The organism is Microcoleus sp. B3-D7 (assembly GCF_036705305.1).
Lineage (GTDB): Bacteria > Cyanobacteriota > Cyanobacteriia > Cyanobacteriales > Microcoleaceae > Microcoleus.
The window spans coordinates 56,611-73,910 of the sequence record NZ_JAUBUE010000004.1; the positions used below are offsets into that span (position 1 = coordinate 56,611).

General features: G+C 44.7%; 17 protein-coding genes and 1 riboswitch. Of the genes, 11 read left to right on the forward strand and 6 right to left on the reverse strand.

Annotation, left to right across the window (positions count from 1 at the left end):
* Window positions 1-57: 57 nt before the first annotated feature.
* Window positions 58-2,148: a leucine-rich repeat domain-containing protein gene (locus QUB25_RS04800; protein ID WP_333182201.1), complete on the forward strand. Its 2,091-nt coding sequence runs from the start codon at window positions 58-60 to the stop codon at window positions 2,146-2,148.
* Window positions 2,149-2,157: 9 nt separating this feature from the next.
* Here the strand turns inward: QUB25_RS04800 and QUB25_RS04805 are convergent, their stop codons facing one another.
* Window positions 2,158-2,334 (reverse strand): hypothetical protein, encoded by a 177-nt coding sequence (locus QUB25_RS04805; protein ID WP_333182202.1) that lies wholly within the window; start codon window positions 2,332-2,334, stop codon window positions 2,158-2,160.
* 128 nt (window positions 2,335-2,462) lie between these two features.
* Between QUB25_RS04805 and QUB25_RS04810 the strand changes: the two genes are divergently transcribed.
* The 6 genes from QUB25_RS04810 to QUB25_RS04835 all read left to right on the forward strand — a co-directional run bounded on the left by QUB25_RS04810 (window position 2,463) and on the right by QUB25_RS04835 (window position 8,236).
* Entirely contained in the window at window positions 2,463-3,206 is a 744-nt protein-coding gene (locus tag QUB25_RS04810; protein ID WP_333182203.1) for a hypothetical protein, read from the forward strand.
* A 92-nt stretch (window positions 3,207-3,298) separates the two neighbouring features.
* Window positions 3,299-4,693 carry an ABC transporter substrate-binding protein gene (locus QUB25_RS04815; protein ID WP_333182204.1) on the forward strand — a complete coding sequence of 465 codons (1,395 nt, stop codon included), beginning with the start codon at window positions 3,299-3,301 and terminating at the stop codon, window positions 4,691-4,693.
* Between the two features lie 207 nt (window positions 4,694-4,900).
* Window positions 4,901-5,479 carry a Uma2 family endonuclease gene (locus tag QUB25_RS04820; RefSeq protein ID WP_333182205.1) on the forward strand — a complete coding sequence of 193 codons (579 nt, stop codon included), beginning with the start codon at window positions 4,901-4,903 and terminating at the stop codon, window positions 5,477-5,479.
* Window positions 5,480-5,517: 38 nt separating this feature from the next.
* Window positions 5,518-5,662, forward strand: a riboswitch (cobalamin riboswitch).
* Window positions 5,663-5,823: 161 nt separating this feature from the next.
* A complete protein-coding gene (locus tag QUB25_RS04825) occupies window positions 5,824-6,264 on the forward strand; it encodes a hypothetical protein (RefSeq protein ID WP_333182206.1) in 441 nt (146 codons plus the stop codon).
* Between the two features lie 19 nt (window positions 6,265-6,283).
* Window positions 6,284-7,138 carry a methyltransferase domain-containing protein gene (locus QUB25_RS04830; protein WP_333182207.1) on the forward strand — a complete coding sequence of 285 codons (855 nt, stop codon included), beginning with the start codon at window positions 6,284-6,286 and terminating at the stop codon, window positions 7,136-7,138.
* A 249-nt stretch (window positions 7,139-7,387) separates the two neighbouring features.
* Window positions 7,388-8,236 (forward strand): ABC transporter ATP-binding protein, encoded by an 849-nt coding sequence (locus QUB25_RS04835; RefSeq protein WP_333077314.1) that lies wholly within the window; start codon window positions 7,388-7,390, stop codon window positions 8,234-8,236.
* Between the two features lie 156 nt (window positions 8,237-8,392).
* Here QUB25_RS04835 and QUB25_RS04840 read toward each other — a convergent pair whose 3' ends face one another.
* Window positions 8,393-9,094, reverse strand: a complete 702-nt coding sequence (locus QUB25_RS04840) for a diacylglycerol/polyprenol kinase family protein (protein WP_333182208.1) — start codon at window positions 9,092-9,094, stop codon at window positions 8,393-8,395.
* Window positions 9,095-9,298: 204 nt separating this feature from the next.
* Here QUB25_RS04840 and QUB25_RS04845 point away from each other — a divergent pair, with 204 nt between their 5' ends.
* Both QUB25_RS04845 and QUB25_RS04850 read left to right on the forward strand, forming a co-directional pair.
* Window positions 9,299-9,580, forward strand: a complete 282-nt coding sequence (locus QUB25_RS04845) for an antibiotic biosynthesis monooxygenase (protein WP_333077313.1) — start codon at window positions 9,299-9,301, stop codon at window positions 9,578-9,580.
* 53 nt (window positions 9,581-9,633) lie between these two features.
* Window positions 9,634-10,140 (forward strand): DinB family protein, encoded by a 507-nt coding sequence (locus QUB25_RS04850; RefSeq protein WP_333182209.1) that lies wholly within the window; start codon window positions 9,634-9,636, stop codon window positions 10,138-10,140.
* A 232-nt stretch (window positions 10,141-10,372) separates the two neighbouring features.
* Here QUB25_RS04850 and QUB25_RS04855 read toward each other — a convergent pair whose 3' ends face one another.
* On the reverse strand, window positions 10,373-11,338 hold the full coding sequence (locus tag QUB25_RS04855; RefSeq protein WP_333182210.1) for a glycosyltransferase: 966 nt from the start codon (window positions 11,336-11,338) through the stop codon (window positions 10,373-10,375).
* A gap of 165 nt (window positions 11,339-11,503) precedes the next feature.
* Window positions 11,504-11,974: a tetratricopeptide repeat protein gene (locus tag QUB25_RS04860; protein ID WP_333182211.1), complete on the reverse strand. Its 471-nt coding sequence runs from the start codon at window positions 11,972-11,974 to the stop codon at window positions 11,504-11,506.
* Window positions 11,975-12,050: 76 nt separating this feature from the next.
* Here QUB25_RS04860 and QUB25_RS04865 point away from each other — a divergent pair, with 76 nt between their 5' ends.
* Together QUB25_RS04865 and QUB25_RS04870 are read left to right on the forward strand one after the other, a co-directional pair.
* Window positions 12,051-13,394, forward strand: a complete 1,344-nt coding sequence (locus QUB25_RS04865; protein WP_333182212.1) for a glycosyltransferase family 4 protein — start codon at window positions 12,051-12,053, stop codon at window positions 13,392-13,394.
* A gap of 34 nt (window positions 13,395-13,428) precedes the next feature.
* On the forward strand, window positions 13,429-15,351 hold the full coding sequence (locus tag QUB25_RS04870) for a hypothetical protein (protein WP_333182213.1): 1,923 nt from the start codon (window positions 13,429-13,431) through the stop codon (window positions 15,349-15,351).
* A 304-nt stretch (window positions 15,352-15,655) separates the two neighbouring features.
* Here QUB25_RS04870 and QUB25_RS04875 read toward each other — a convergent pair whose 3' ends face one another.
* Together QUB25_RS04875 and upp are read right to left on the reverse strand one after the other, a co-directional pair.
* The gene (locus QUB25_RS04875; protein ID WP_332946242.1) at window positions 15,656-15,802 is read right to left on the reverse strand and encodes a hypothetical protein; all 147 of its coding nucleotides are present in this window, start codon (window positions 15,800-15,802) and stop codon (window positions 15,656-15,658) included.
* A gap of 319 nt (window positions 15,803-16,121) precedes the next feature.
* Entirely contained in the window at window positions 16,122-16,757 is a 636-nt protein-coding gene (gene upp / locus QUB25_RS04880) for a uracil phosphoribosyltransferase (protein ID WP_190736160.1), read from the reverse strand.
* Window positions 16,758-17,300: the final 543 nt, after the last annotated feature.

Genomic DNA, 17,300 nt, shown 5'->3' on the forward strand with positions numbered 1-17,300 from the left:
GCTTTTTGTCTAAGATTTTACTGTTCAGAGAATTAAATGTGCAAAATTATGACGTTTATGGTTAGACAGAAATACATGAATTTACCCCAGTCGATCGCCATTACTTGTTTTACGCTCCTAGCATTATCGGGAAATGGACTGTCTGCGATCGCGACCGAAACGCAACCCGCAAACAAAACATTTGGTGATTGGTGTCGCAAAAAATCTTCTTTGAGTCCAGAAGCTAGACATACTGTTGAGGTGCTCTTAAAGGAAGCTGAGACTACTGATTGTGATGCAGCCGCTCGGAAACTTTCGAGTATCACGGAACTCGACCTCAGCCTAAATGAAATCAGGGATATCGAACCCTTGCAATTCTTGACTAACCTGTCTACTCTCGAACTCCGAAATAGTCAAATCAGCGATATCAAGCCCTTGCAATCTTTGACTAAATTGACTCAACTCACGCTCAGCGGTAATCAAATCAACGACATCAAGCCCTTACAATCTTTGCCTGAACTGAATACTCTCTTACTCAGCGGTAATCAAATCAGTGATATTCAACCCTTGGAATCTTTGACTAAACTGACTAACCTCTCCCTCAGCAACAATCAAATCAGCGACATCAAACCCTTGCAATCTTTGACTAAACTGACTAATCTCTCCCTCAGCAACAATCAAATCAGCGACATCAAACCCTTGCAATCTTTGACTAACCTGGAGGATAATCTTTCCCTCAGCAACAATCTAATCAGTGACATTCAACCCTTGCAATCTTTGACTAAACTGATTGATCTCTCCCTCAGCAACAATCAAATCAGTGATATTCAACCCTTGCAATTTTGGCCTAATCTGTATAATCTCTCCCTTAGCGATAATCAAATCAGTGACATCAAACCGTTGCAATTTTTGACTAGACTTTCGGTACTCAAACTCGAAAACAATAAAGTCAGCGATATCCAACCCTTGCAATCTTTGACTAGACTGACTTGGCTCAATCTCAACAACAATAAAATCAGCGACATTCAACCCTTGCAATCTTTGACTAAACTGACTAATCTGTACCTCAAAAACAATCAAATTAGCGATATAAAACCCTTGCAATCTTTAACTAACCTGACTCAGATAAAGCTGCACGGAAATGCGGTTCCCGTTATAGAATTATCTAGAAATACACCTTCTTCATCAGTCACTCAGAAACAATCAGAATACACGGGACAAACATTTGGTGATTGGTGTCACGAAAAAGCAAATTTGAGCGCTGAAGCTAAACATACTGTTGAAGTGTTGTTGGAAAAAGCTGAAACTACTGAGTGCGATGCAGCTAATCAGAAACTTTCGAGTCTCACGGAACTCGACCTCAACAGTAATGAAATCACTGACATCAAACCCTTGCAATCCTTAACGAACCTGACTAAACTTTTAGTCCACAAAAATCAAATCAGCGATATAAAACCCTTGCAATCCTTGACTAATCTGACTCATCTCGGTCTCAGCGATAATCTAATCAGTGAGATCAAACCATTGCAATCTTTAACCAAGTTGACTAATCTCGGCCTCTACAACAATAGGATCGGCGATATCCAACCATTGCAATCTTTGACTAACCTCACTCAACTCGGGCTTGAAAACAATCAAATCAGCGACATCCAACCATTGCAATCCTTAACTAACCTGACTATGCTCGGTCTCATAAACAATGAAATTAGCGATATCAAACCCTTACAATCCTTGACTAACCTAACTACTCTAAACCTCCACGTCAATGAAATTACTGACATCAAACCATTGCAATCCTTGACTAACCTGACTGTTCTCGGACTCGGCGACAATAAAATAGGCGATATCAAACCTTTAGAATATTTGACTAAACTTGAATGGCTCGAACTCCAAAACAATCAAATTAGCGACATCAAACCGCTAGAATTTTTGACCAACCTGACTAATCTCATCCTCCGAAATAATCAAATCAGCGACATCAAACACTTACAATCCTTGACTCAACTTGAGTGGCTCGAACTTAATGACAATAAAATCAGCGATATCAAACCCTTACAATCCTTGACTAACCTGATGTTATTTCACATCGGTGGAAATCCGATCTCTCCCAAGATTTGCCCGATCAAGCCAGAGTCTACCTGCGATTGGGCACATTGGAATTATTTATAGCTCCAAAAATTAGAGGTACAAGCCGATCGCACTTATAGTTGCACACAAACACATGAATTCACCAAAGTCGATCGCACTTACTTGTTCTACGATCCTAGCATTATCGGGAAAGGCACTGTGTGCGATCGCACCAGAAACGGGATCGGGAAACAGGCACTTTCCCTGAAACTCTTGTGGGGTGGGCATCCTGCCCGCCCCAAAGATACAAATATGATTTTTATGAACTTAATTAATGAATTTAATGAATTGACTTTCACTTGGGCTTGTTTGATTATGTTAATAACATTAGCGGGAAATTGATTAAATATAAAATCATGAAAGAAACATCAGACAAGCTGGAAATGCGAGAGACGGCGGCATTTTGGATGAATCTATTCGTTGGGGGTAGTTTTTTGGCATTTGGTTTGCCTTTTGGTTGGTATTCCGGCAGTGTTTTCCTTTATTTATTTGCTGTAATTGGTTTGATGTTGGTAATATTCTCACAGATTGAGAGCGTTACATTTGATAAAAATCTCGGTCATCTGACTTTCAAGTGGGAACAACCACTCATTTTCAAAATCAAAGTGGTCAAACACCTGATTCAAGATATTTCAGGTGTGGAAATACAGAAGATTGAGGATAGTGAGAGTATTAAGTATCGTGTATGTCTGGTGCTGGAGTCAGGCAAGCGGTCTGTGCCTTTAACTTCATACTTCAGCACTGGTTTGAGAGACAAGCATAAAAAAGCAGAAGTCATTGCGACATTTCTGAATATCAAAAATTACGGTCTTGAAGGCTTTCCCAGACAACAAAATTCTAGCGAAGAACTTCAATGGGAGACTATAGAGGAGGAGATTGTCCACTGGGAAACAGCAATTAGAAGTGACTCCAATGATGCTGATGCTCACATCAAATTGGCATCGGCTTTGCTTAACCAAGACCAAACAAAAAACAAACAACAAGCAATAAGCCACCTAAAACAGGCAGAGGCTATTTTCAAAACTAAAGGCTATGACGAGGAAGCAATGCAGGTTTTCCAACTTTGGGGCGCGCTCTATTGGGGACTTCGTGGAAAGTGAGGTTTAGATGGAATTTTCTCTTCCCAGGCTCTGATGGGAATACTTACCCCGAGGTTCGACCTCCAAACACTATCAAAATAAGGAGAAAAACTATGTCCCAAGATCACAAAAAAAGTCCACCGCCCATCTTTTTTATTGTTGCTCTCGGCTTAATTGCGTTTGGCGCGTACAAGTTCCTTCCCGGTTTATTCAAGGGAAAAAGCTCAGATACATCGGGAGCAATCGCCAATCGCATCAGTTTAGGAAATCAGCTATTGGTGACATCCCAAACAACAGCCCAAAAAAAAGCCGGCGTTGAAGCTTTTGTCAATAGAGATTACCAAGCAGCCGTCAAAAAATTTCAGGATTCGCTGCAACAAAATCGCAACGATCCCGAAACCATTATTTATTTGAATAATGCCATTATTTATTTGAATAATGCCACAACCAGCAATGGTTCTTACTTAAAACTCGCTGTCAGCGTCCCCATTGGTAGCAACCCCAATGTCGCGCAAGAAATCCTTCGAGGTGTAGCCCAAGCTCAGGATGAAGTCAATACTAGCGGTGGCATCAACGGCGCAAAACTGCAAGTAGAAATTGTCAACGATGACAATAGTCCAGAAGTGGTCAGAGATGTTGCAAAGACATTGACAAAAGATCCGAGTATACTAGCCGTAATTGGACACAATGCTAGCAACGCATCTCTCGAAGCTGCTCCGCTCTATCAGCAAGAAAAACTGGTAATGGTGACACCGACTAGCTTTGCCAATAATCTCTCAGGATTTGGCAGTTACATCTTTCGGACTGTTCCCAATATTAGCGTCATGGCTGCTCCCCTAGCAGAATATGCAGTCAAAACAGAACGCAAAACTAATATTGCCGTTTGTTATGACTCCCAAGCACCGGATAACATATCATTTAAAGATGAATTTGTGGCATCTCTTACTGCTGCTGGAGGCAAATTAGTTCCTACTGTTTGCGACTTTTCAGTACCCTCTTTTAATCCCGAAAGTGCGATCGCCGATGCTGTCAGCAAAGGTGCACAAGGATTGATGGTAGCACCCCACGTCGATCGCATTGACCGTGCGATTTCTCTGGCTCGCATCAATCGAGGCAAATTGCCACTCTACGGCAGCACTACGCTCTACACCTTTCAAACTTTAAAAGACGGACAAAAAGACGTTGACGGGCTTGTTTTGCCCGTTCCCTGGCATCCTGACACTAATCCCGGTAGCCGTTTCCCAGAAAATGCCCGCCAGCGTTGGGGAGGCATTGTGAATTGGCGAACAGCAACGAGTTTTGACGCGACTCAAGCTGTGATCGCTGGCTTGCGGCAAAGCAATACGCGGGAAGGATTGCAACAAGCACTCAGAAATGCGAATTTTTCGACAGCAGGATCGAGCGAGGATGTGAAGTTTTTGCCGACGGGCGATCGCGCGGGGAAGCCGATTTTAGTACAAGTTAAGCAAGGAGGAAGCACTGGCTATAACTTTGTCCCGCTGCGGTAATTTTGTTAAGTGCGATTGGGCTCACATCTTGCACATTCTCAATCAGCCTTTCAGGGGCGGGCAGAATGCCCACCCCACAATAAAATTCCCTCTTTGTGGAACAGGCATCTTGCCTGTTTCTTAGCATGATTAAAATCTATTTTTCTGTTAAATTAGCCAAATTTTTAAGATAAAATGAAATGAGTAGATTAAAGGAGAGCGTTGTGTATGATCGCGCCCGTTGAAACCAAAACCTACACCGCTGAGGAATATCTAGAATTAGAAATCAATTCTCAGGAGCGGCATGAATTTATCAATGGGGAGATTGTTCTGATGGCTGGCGGCACACCGGATCACAATGAAATTACCACTAATTTAGTTGTTGCGCTGAAACTGGCGTTAAAAGGGAAACCATATCGGACTTTCAGTTCGGATCAGCGGCTGTGGATTCCCCAGCTTAATAATTATACTTACCCGGATGTGATGGTGGTTGCGAAACCGATCGAGCTGCAATCTGGACGGACGGATACAATTACTAATCCTGTGTTCATTGCTGAGGTGCTATCTAAAGGTACTAAAGCTTATGACCGCGATGAAAAGTTTGCTGCCTATCGGAGTATTCCTAGCTTTCAGGAATATTTATTAATCGACCAATATCGACTACGGGTGGAGCAATATTCTAAAACAGATGCGAATAAGTGGATTTTTTCGGAATATAGCTGTATGGGCGATCGGCTGAGTTTAACATCTGTTGCTGTGGAAATTTTGCTGGCCGATTTGTATGAAAATATTGAGTTTGGTGAATAGGCGGACGCTTTTTTGTCAAATATCGCAAATAGTGGTAATATCCCCGTATATTGATCGGCTCTGATGGAGAACAGCCATCAGACGCAAGGGGGAAAGTTCGGTGCGAATCCGGCGCTGTCCCGCAACTGTAATGAGATCGTTGGAGCTCTGAGTCAGGATGCCCGCCGATTTGTTTACCTGTTGTTTTTCATCTGCGAGGTATGGATGATGGTGAGTTTATTATTTTTTTTATTATTGGATTGGGTTTTTTTAACCGCAGATATCAGCAGATAAACACAGATGAACGCTGATGTAATTTGATCTGGGTTCTGAAGCGTATTTTATTTTAATGGAAATGAAAACAAATGCGAATCGAAGATAGTGTTTGGCAGGGTAGTTTTGGCTACTGGCAAAACTTGTTTATTCATCAGAATATTTTGTCGATCGGACATACTGCTTGGAATGGCTTTTTGCATCGAGGACGAGGCTTGGTTGCTTGCAAAATCAATACTCCCATTAACGGCTCGGTGAATTGGAGCGTAGATACTATCAAGTACGATCTGCAATTTATTTCCGACTTGGAGGCAACCGTTTATTTGCAACAACTAGAAATAGAGGAAAACACTGTTTCAAATTTGCTCCAAATCATTGCTGGCTACGAACCCAAGGAAGTCATTATATTTTTGTCGATCGCCAACGGTCAGATTGATATCAATTTGTTGCAAAAATTGGCAATTTCTCCTGTTGAGTGCTATGAACAAGTATGCAGGCGCTGGGAAGAATTTCAACTCTGCCCGAAATCCTAAAACTTACTAAATTTTCCGAATGTCGCAGCCAAAATCCATCGAAATTTCCAAAGTAACTCGCTACCAAAATGCAGCGCTTAATTACTATTTGGGCCTGACAGATTCGCCCTACCTTCACTACGGCTATTGGGAAACCCTACCTGTGCCCGCTGACGAACTAACGATCGCACGATTGCGCCTGGCTCAGCAAGCTTATACTGTAAAACTGTTGGATGCGATCCCCAAAGGCACTCATACGATACTGGATGTGGGCTGCGGGATTGGCGGAAATGCGGCTTATTTGCTCGATCGAGGTTTTGCAGTGGAAGGGCTCGCACCCGATCCGTTTCAACAGCAGCGCTTTCTTAAGTGTACTGGCGATCGGGCAATCTTCCACCTCACGAGGTTTGAAGACTTCAAAGCAACCCATTTCTACGATCTTATTCTCTTTAGCGAAAGTAGCCAGTATATGTCGGCTGTTGATATTGCTAACGGTGCCGCCAAAATCCTCAATCAGGGTGGCTACGTGCTGCTGGCCGATATGCTGCGATCTGATGCTAATTATAAAGAGGGAATGTTCTCTAATTGTCATGTTGTTACGGAACTTCATGCAGCATTAAAGCAGGCTGGATTCACTTTAGTAAAAAGTGAGGATATTTCCGCCCATATTTTGCCGACTATCGATTTGTATGTCGATACTTTCCGCAGGTATGGACTGAATACGATGATCTATGTTGCAGATTTAATTGCGATAACAGTTCCGCCCGTCCACAAATTCCTGCGCTGGATATTTCGCCGCTGGTTCAAAAAGCTGGTGGTTGAAGGATTGGAAGCGGGCAAACTTTTTGAGCAACATCTTTGTTATGAAATGCAACTTTGGCAGTTGTCAAAATAAGATCGAGGCTGACACAAATATAGCAATCCTAAATCATTTGTGAATTTCTTACTCCCTCCCCTTGATAAGGGGAGGGTTGGGGTGGGGTAAAAAGTTTACGACTCCTGCAACGATTGCTATACAATGGAAATCGGTAATCGGTAATTGGTAATCATTCATCGGGAATCGGTAATTGGAGGCATAGCCTCCGGGTATTTCTTCCCAGGCAGAGCCTGGGAACAAGGCTATAAAAAATAAAAAATAACGAATATGTCTGAATGGATTCTCGAATTCGCTGGCACTTCCTACTCCTATCCCTGCGGTTCGCGAGTGGCAATTCAGGGTTTAAATCTCAAAGTCCCCGCCGGGAAACGGTGCGGGCTAATCGGTCAAAATGGCTGTGGCAAAACTACCTTTTTTCTGTTAGCAAATGGCTTATATCAACCGCAACAGGGAATTATTAGCTGGCAAGGTGAACCCTTTCGCTACGATCGCAAATCTTTGATGCAACTGCGCCAACAAATCGGACTCGTCTTTCAAAATCCCGAACATCAATTAGTAGCTTCGACGGTAGAAGAAGATATTTCCTATGGATTGTACAATTTAGGCTTAAGAGAATCCGAAATTGCTCAACAGGTGCAGCAGGCGATCGAGCAATTCGATCTAAGCGAACTCGCCCGCGAACCAATTCACAATCTCAGTTTGGGCCAGAAAAAGCGGGTTTCCATCGCCGATATCATGGTTCTCAAGCCCAAACTGCTGCTGTTAGATGAACCTACCGCCTATCTCGACCCGCGTCACACCCGACAACTGATCGGTTTACTTCAACAAATTCACAGCGCTGGAACCACCATTCTTTTAGCAAGTCATGACCTCGATTTCATCTACCGCTGGGCTGATTGGGTGTTTGTAATGGATCGGGGAAAACTGATTTTAGAAGGAACACCGGAAACCGTTTTTGCTCAGCGGGATGTGTTGGAACAATTGCAGCTTGGCGTACCGCTGGCGATCGAGCTTATGGAGCAAATCAGGGCGATGTTTCCAACAGACGATCGCTCAAAAATCCCCGCTTTCGAGCAATGGCAACAACAAATTTTACAAGCACGTCGGCTGCTTTAACGAGACTTAGACAATTGATAATTGGCGTTGCTGATTGACGGGATGAATCACCTGTGATCGGAAGTTACAAAACTCACCCGACTTCGTTTATAGCAATTGCGAAATCTTGAATTCATACCTGTATCCAGCAACGCCCCCCGTGGGAGGAAGTTCAGATTACACATTACCAATTATCAAAAATTGATTTAGGAAAAAGGCGATCGCCCCGCTGCCGATGGGCACAGTCAGATTGTCAATTCCCAACTTGGAAACCGACTCCAAAGTAGCAGCAGCCAAAGCTACAACAGCAGACACAGCCCAAGTTTGCCAAATATTGCCTTGAACCGCCAGCAAAATCAAACTGCTAACAGCAAAACTCACCAAATACATAGTTGCAGAACCTTCCCAACTCTTCTGGATTCCCCAAACTCGATAAATATGTTTGCCGTATTTCTGGCCGATGACAGCAGCCAATCCGTCGCCCCAAGCCATGACTAAAATGCCCAAAGCAGCGTACTCCTGATGCTGTAGCGGCCAAAACCAAGCTACGAGAACGCTGATACTAACAGCATAGAAAAAAGTCCCCCAACTCTTCCGGTTGATACTGTTAAGACTGGGCAAAATCGGAACTTGGTAAGAAATTAGGGCGATCGCACCTGCTAAAATTCCCGCCGAAATCCCCACCCAACCGGGTATTTCCAGCCACCACGCCAGCAAAATCACATTTCCAGTACCGATGTGAACAACCTTCCGCGATACTTCAGGATCGACAGAAGTAAAGCGATTTAACCCTTCAGCTACCAGTAAAATCAAACCCAACCAGACTCCCACGAGGGAAATTTGCAACCACACAGTCGGAATTTCAGAAAATATAGACACGATATTTAGGAAAAACTTATTTACATCAGGCACTCTTTACTACTTTAGTGGAAAGCCGATCGCTCTGTTCGGTGTTGGGAGGATTTTCAACTGCCGCTACGGTATAATCTACTCCTCTCCTGTGGTCGGCTTTTGAGACAAAGTGAGTTAGTCTAATAAAATTAGTCGTTTGAAGTTTTGAGAGGCTCAGAGAATCTGACTGCTATGCAATATGTATTAATTATTCATGAAGTAGAAAATTATGAAGCTTGGAAACAGGTATTCGATCGTGCTGAAAGCATCCGAAAAGAAGCTGGCGAGCGATCCTATCAGGTCTTGAAGTATCACAACGATCCGAACAAAATTGTTCATTTCTCCGCGTGGACATCAATCGCAGATGCTAGGGCGTTTTTTGAGTCGCCTAGACTGGTTAAAATTAGAGAAGAAGCCGGAGTTAAAGCTCCTGAGTTTATTTATCTAGACCAATTAGAGTCAGGAGTATTGTGAAAGACCTATTTGTATAATGTAAGTTGTTCAAACTATGTGATTATGTTTTGAGTATGTACGACGGTAGCTACTACCAGCTAATGGCTGAGTACAATTGCTGGATGAATCAAAATCTATATTCGGTCTGCTCGGCAATTCCTGATGAACAGCGCAAACAGGATATGGGTGCCTTTTTTAAGTCGATTCATGGCACTTTGAATCACTTACTGTATGGTGACAAAGCATGGATGGGTCGTTTCACTCTTAACCCATTTTCTGGTACCGTTATCGGTCAAGAACTGTATGCTGAATTTGAGGTTTTGAGAGCAGAACGGGAGACAACGGATCGGCAAATTATAGAATGGTCTAGACACCTTAATTCTGACTGGTTGAGTCAACCGTTTGAGTACACAAGCAATGTAGATGGTAAATGCCGCGTGCTACCGACTTGGGTTCTGGTGACACATATGTTCAATCATCAAACTCACCATAGAGGGCAAATTACCACACTACTGAAACAACTTGGCTACGACCCAGGCGTTACAGATATTCCGTGGCTACCCGCTATATCAATCGGATAATTTCTGCTTGTAAACCGACATAGCAGAACACTGGGCGGTTAAAACCTCATCTACACTTGCCTCTCGTCCCAGCAGAGGGGGACTCAAGAAAATCAAGAATTTAAACCTGTTTCGGTGGGTTTTGTCTGTATAAACGTGATTTTAATCCCCGACTTTTCAACCCTTGCCTTGCGAGTTTTGTGTGTATAGACGCGGTTTCAACCGCCGCGTATTCTGTAGAAATCCTCCGCCTTCACAACTCCCGTTTCATCAACTTTCGCACAAACTCAAAGGCTTTTGGACGCAACTCGACGGGCAGCAACGACAATCCCAAACCCGCCCACATTTTCGCCGCAGAAACCGACTTTCCTGCCCGCACCATCAGGCGCCCTTTTTGAGTTTCACCCACCTCAATCAGCCGCAAACCTAGCGCTAATTGAGTTTCGGCAATTCTTTTGAGTCTGACTGTTTCCAACTTCTCCGACTCAAACTCGTAGCCGGTCAAATAGCGCAATTTATCGCTTAAATACGGAATTGCCCGATCGACTCCTTGCTGTCCTGCATGAACTCGATACTCCATCAACAGCTCCGGCAAGTAATAGCACTTTTTGCCCGCAATCGCAAGTCTCACAAACAAATCGTTATCTTCGCAATTTTGCAAATTTGGCCGCAGAAATCCTACTTCTTCCAGGGCGCGGCGGCGAAACAAAGTTGCCCCTATTTGCAAACTCTGTCTCAGAAAAACTGTGGAGAGCAAATCTTCAATAATTCCAGCCGACAACTCGGTGCGGCCCCACCGCTGCGAATTGAGTTTCGTCTGGTTTTCGTCAATATAATTGTTAATGTCAATCACCCAGTGATCTGTACTGACAAAATCGATGCTGGGGTCTTTATCTAAAATAGCAGATGTCCGCTCTAGAAATTGCGCGCTCAGGCGATCGTCATCGTCAAACTTGATAAAATACTCACCCCTTGCTGCCGCAAAGCCCGATCGCATATTATTACTCTTGCCGATATTCTGCGGGTGGCGAATGTAGCGAATCCCGCGATCGACAAATTCCGACATCAACAGTGGAGTGCTGTCAGTGGAACCGTCATCACAGATAATTAATTCAAAATCTGTATAAGTTTGATCTAGCACGCTGGCGATCGCACAAGCCAGCAGATGAACTCGATTGCAAGTAGGAATGCAAACGCTAATTTTGGGTACTTTAGACAATTTTAGATTTGAGATTTAAGATTGCAAAAAAATCCTGAAAGCATTGATTTTCTTCCTTCTTCCTTCTTCCTAAATTTTCTTCCTTCTTCCTTCTTCCTGACATCCGTTACATCCCGTACATTGCTCGTTGCCGAGCTTCCTTCTTCCTTCACTCCACAGTTGATTTTAACTCAAACGAGCCGTACATTCGAGAATTAACTTTTGATTCACCAAAGCAAAAGGTTGAATTTCCAAAGCGCGACGAAAAGCTTGAATAGCATTTATGTATTCTCCCAAGGCAGCGTAGCACAAACCTAGACCGTGCAACGCCCCAAAATGCACCGGGTTCAGTTTGAGGACGATTTCGCAGTCGTCGATCGACTTTTTATAATTTCCTTGGGTATAGTGAAGTACGGCGCGTCGGTTCCAAGCTTCAGCAAAATCCGGCGCTTCCGCAATCAGTTTCGTCAGCAAATCCAAAGCGTGGTGAACATCGCCTGCATCCAGCGAAACTTGCGATCGCCTGAGAATTTGCATCCCATAGTCACCTTTCTGGTTAAACCAAGTGCGCCAGAGTTCTGTAGTTGCCCGATCCCGGACGATTTCGTCGGGCTTTTTCAAGTCTTCGAGCAGCGCCTTAACAGATAATTCGTCCATAGGTGCGAAGATTGTTAAAAAGATTTTATCAATCAATTTTATCGCGCAAGCGGCAACTTTATTTATTCCACATCCCATGAAGATTTTGATGCTTTCCTCGACTTTTCCCTATCCGCCAAGCCGCGGAGGAACTCAGGTGAGGACGTTTAATTTATTACAATACTTGAGCCAGCGGCATGAGGTAATTCTCGCCACTGTACGAGCGCCCGATGTCACCGATGCACAAATCGACACATTGCGCCAGCAAGTCACAGAATTAGCAGTTTTTCCCAACCCGCAAGCACCCCCCCAACCCCCCCTTGTCAAGGGGGGGCCAAGACTCGATCCAGAACCCGATGGCGATTTTTTGCCTCCCCCCCTTAATCAGGGGGGAACTGAGGGGGAGTTCTCTAAAATAATAGGAAAATTCCAAAGATTTGGTCGATTTTTGCAGTCCGGTACACCTCCCAACGTACTCTCAAGTTACTCCCAAGCAATGCAGAATTGGGCAGACGAATTGGTAACAGCAGGCAAATGCGATGCTGTCACCTGCGAACACAGCGTTAATGAGATTTACGTGCGTCCAGAATGGCGGCAAAAACTGCTGACAGTGGCAAACATTCACAGTTCCGTTTGGGGAACTTGCAGGGAAATGTTAGCAACCGGCACGTCGGAAAAACCCCTGCGCGATCGACTAAATTTACCGCTACTCGCCCGCTACGAAAAACGCTACTGTTCCAAATTCTCCCGCATTGTTGCGACCACATCCACAGACAGAGAGCAACTCCTAGAATTACTGTTGCCTCCGGTTCAGGTGCGAGGAAAACAAGATTTTTTTGTACCTTCCATAGATGTAATTCCTAACGGCGTAGATTTAACCGAATTTCCGTACCGGTCGATCGATCCGGGAGGACACACCTTAATTTTTGCAGGCGCAATGAACAATTTGCCCAATATTGACGCGGCGCGGTTTCTCAGTTTGCAAATACTGCCGCCTTTGCAGCAGCGGTATCCCGATGCTACCCTCACCCTAGTCGGGGCTTCGCCAGTCCCGGAAGTGCTCGCCTTGGGGAAACTCCCCGGAATTCAAGTAGTAGGTCGGGTGCAAAGGGTGGCAGAATATTTGCATCAAGCTGCTGTTTGTGTGGTGCCGATGCGGATAGGTTTTGGGATTAAAAATAAAACTTTGGAGGCGATGGCTGCGGGAACCCCCGTCGTTGCCAGCGATCGAGGTTTGGAGGGTTTAGCCGTCGATGGCGGCCCACAACCGAGAAGGGCCTTGCGGGCGAACAAAGTTCACGAGTATGTTGAGGCGATTACCAGTTTGTTTGAAAATCAGCAGCTAAGAGAGGAGATCTCTGTCAGCGCTCGATCGCTCGTTGAAAGCCAATACACTTGGGATATCATAGGTCGGCAGTACGATCGGCTATTGCAATTTTAAACTCTAAATTCTAAAATCTAAATTCTAAAATGGCATGATGGAACACAAAATTAACCCCTCAAAAAATCGAGCCAAACCCCCAGAAAATCGCCAAGTTGCTCCTCCTCCGACAAGACGCCGGCGCCAAACCCGACGCCCCAAAAATCTTCAAGAGTCCCAGCTTCCAATACCTACTCCCCGAACTCGCGCCAGATATCCCTGGAAAAGACTGGTAGCTAATTTGACAGCCCTCAGCATCTTGGCTGGCTGTGCAGCTTTGATGGGAGGCGGCGCTTGGCTGAGTTATCAGCTAATTGTCGATCCCAATGGCAACAGGTTGATCTCTCAGTTTGTGCCGGAATGGTCGCGTCTGCCTACGGGTAGCAGAGATTCGATCCAAACTCTCGATCAAATCAAAGCCAGCGTCCGCAAATTGGGATTCGTAACCGGAGAACCCCTGCCGCTTCCCGTCGATCGATCCAGCGATAATTCTATTTCCGATTTGCTATTGCCGGTGATGGTAGAAAGAACTGTTAAGGCTTCTACGGTTTGCAAAAATCCTTGCCGTCAAATTGTCGAACTTCGGGTGTACAAGCGAGTACAGTTGCCCGATCGCAGTTCCGATAAAGAGCAGTATTTTCAGCTAGCAAGTTCTGTGAACGTAGAAGGCCCGGCGGAATCTTTTGTCATTACTTCTTTAGCTGACTCTACATCTGACAATCAAGCCTCGAATCAGTCCCTACCCCTAACAGAACTGCGCCGCTTTGACGGAAAGCCCCCCGCCTCTGGCATTTGGTTTAATGTCAGCGGTCAACTAAAGCGGGGCGACAGGAAAATTCCCTACGGACAAGTTGTTCGCTACAACCCCAGCCAAAATCATTTAATGCCGCTGTTGGAGTGGGCGAGTGCGGCCGGACAACCGCCGAATTGGCAGCAAATTGTTAAGGGGGAAAACCCACAATTGGCGATCGACCAAACAGTTGGTTTAGAGCCGCAATTTACGCTTTATCAAATTGGCCCGCGCAAATTTTTGCCGAACCCCGTTCAGTTAACTGCGATTTCTTTAGAAGAAATTGCTTTCAATGACGAGACTTACCAAAATGGGCTGCGACTGGCGAAAAGCGGGCTGTGGTCTCCAGCATTAAATGTCTTGCGTGTGGCGAAGGGGAAAGCGGGCAAAAATTGGCCTGCCGTCGCGCAAGCTCAGCTAGAAACGATCGAATTTCACGCTAAAATTACTCGGGCTCAGGCGATCGCATCTTGGGCCAGTCCCGGTCAACAAGTTCTCGCAGAATTGATCGACGGCCGCTGGGCCGAAGCTTTGCAAGTATTTGAAGCCGATCCGAGCAACAGTAACGAAATAGCCACAACCCTCAAAAATGACAGCGGGCGGATCTGGAACCGCATAGACGCCGCCTTGAGAGTGAATGCCGCTGACGCCGATGTCAAGGCTTGGGGTGCCCTGATTGTAGCTTCTCAAGACGGAACTCGCGAGGCGATGAATTGGCTCGACCAGCAATCAGATACTGACAGCGAAACAAGAAGTCGAATTCGGAATTTGGTCAACAAACTTCAGGAAGCAGTTTCTCAGGCTGAAAGTTTAGAAGCCCACAAAAGTCAAATTATGGGTTCTGCTACTTTAATTAACAGTGTCAATCCCGCTGAGTGGCTGGAGCCAGAACCGAACAACGACTTAAAATTGGCGGGAGAACAAGTTTGGTATCAGGTGCAAGTAGCGAGTTTTTACGACGGTAGCCGCTGGGTTAATTCGCCCTTTTCAGATGTAGAAGTGCGCTCTTTTCCTGCTACTCAAGTTAAGTGGCTCTGGGGGCGGCTGGGATTACTGGCTGACCCCAAGATTAAGATTGAGGTAGCGATGGCTAACGGTCAACAAAGAGTTGCTGTGGGAACGGTGAAAGCAGTGCAGGTTCAAGACGGAAGTCTGCGCTTGCTGGCGGCGGTTGACAAGCGATCGTAATCGGACAGAAAGCATTCGGCAGACAGAACAGTCCCGGAGGCACTCTTGACACGAAGAAACCGGGGTTTTTTACCATTTCTGCCGATTGCAACAGAAGTATTTTCGTAAAAAAACCCGGTTTCCTTCCACTCGTGCGTCCAAAACTAGGAATAAGGAAAATGCTTTCTTCTTCCTCTTGGGCAACTCATCGAGAGGCGCAATCTCAAAACTCTTCCCCTCTCCACTTATCGCTCTTGAACAACAATGCAGACAAAAATTTTGTTAATTTAATTAACACAAGTTGCACGCGAAAAACCCCGAGCTCTCAAATCGCGCCCTTTTTAGAGAGTGCTGCAATCATCTGGCGTTTCACTGCTTTAGCCCAAAGCTCAAACTCCAAACTGTTGATATTCTGAATTTTCACTTCCTCAACAGGCTGAGTTGGGGCTTCTTTCTGTGCTGTAGTCTCCATTGTTTTTTCCCTCGTCAAAAAATGTTAGTAGTCGAGCGCAAACGGTTAGCATCATACATCTATCTTATGAAGTAATCCCTGCAATTAATTACACTAAAGGCAGAGATTTTACCCAGAAGATGCAGTAAATACATCTAGATAATGCAATTTACGAATTTAATGTAAGAAACTCCTACAACCCTTGCTCTATATAGGCTTTTCCTGACATTAAAATCTTACAATTTACATTGTATGGCACTATCAAACCACTACTTATGTTAGTAAACTTATTTTTTAATGAATGTATTGGCATATACAGCCCAAAATCATTTTATTGAATTTACAGAGTGCCGTAAAGCCGATCGCCCGCATCTCCCAGTCCGGGTACAATATAGCCGTGTTCGTCCAAACACTCGTCAACTGCCGCCGTATAAATCTGCACGTCAGGGTGTTGTTCGTGAAAGTGCTTAAGTCCCTCCGGTGCCGCCAGCAAGCACAAGAACTTAATAGACTTGGGATTAACTTCTTTAAGCCTATCCACTGCCGCCACTGCTGAATTACCAGTAGCCAGCATCGGATCGACAATTAAAACATCTCGCTGTTCGATATCCTGGGGAACTTTGAAATAATATTCGATCGCCATCCGAGTTGTCGGATCGCGGTACAAACCAATATGTCCTACCCTCGCAGACGGAATCAGTTCTAAAATACTATCTAACAGTCCCTGACCGGCACGCATAATCGAAATAATAACAATTTTCTTTTCTGCAGCCAGCACCGGTGCATTCATTTTGGCGATCGGCGTTTCTATTAGTTCGTATTTTAGCGGCAAATCTCGCGTCACTTCATAGGCTAGCAGCATTCCAATCTCTTTCAGCAGTTGGCGAAATTTCGCCGTGCTCGTTTGAGTTTGGCGCATGAGAGTTAACTTGTGCTGTATCAAAGGATGGTCAATGACAGTAACTTTAGCACTCATTTTTTTGAATAATTACTTTGCTTTATTCTAACTTATCAGCCCTAGAGGCATTCTTGACGCAAAAAAAGCAGGTTTCTGCCGCCCTTGCGTCCTGGACTACTTATCTCAAACCCCTATTGAAAACACAAATACCGCGCGAATAAAATTACTTCTACACTTGCCTTTCATCCGCCCAGCGCGACACTAAGTATGCGAGGTTTGAAAATACACAAATATGTCATTCTCTCATTTCCTCTCCTTCCCGCACTCTTCCTAAGAAGGCAGATCCTGGCCCAAAAGCCTCCCCACTGGTTTCGCTGTCTCGCGCTCCATCCAAGCCGATTAACACATATCCGGAGTTTCGCCCCGAAATCTTCCGGAACTTTTACCAACAGATATGAATCTTAAGAAGTATCAACAAAAAACCTATTTTTTCGATTAATTCACTAATCGAAAAAACCTGAATAGGAACTGCACATGAGGTCATAAGGTTGGCTTGACTGGCTTTTCATCTTTCATCATGAAGGCGGTTATATCCAACTTTAAAACGCATTACCGAAATTC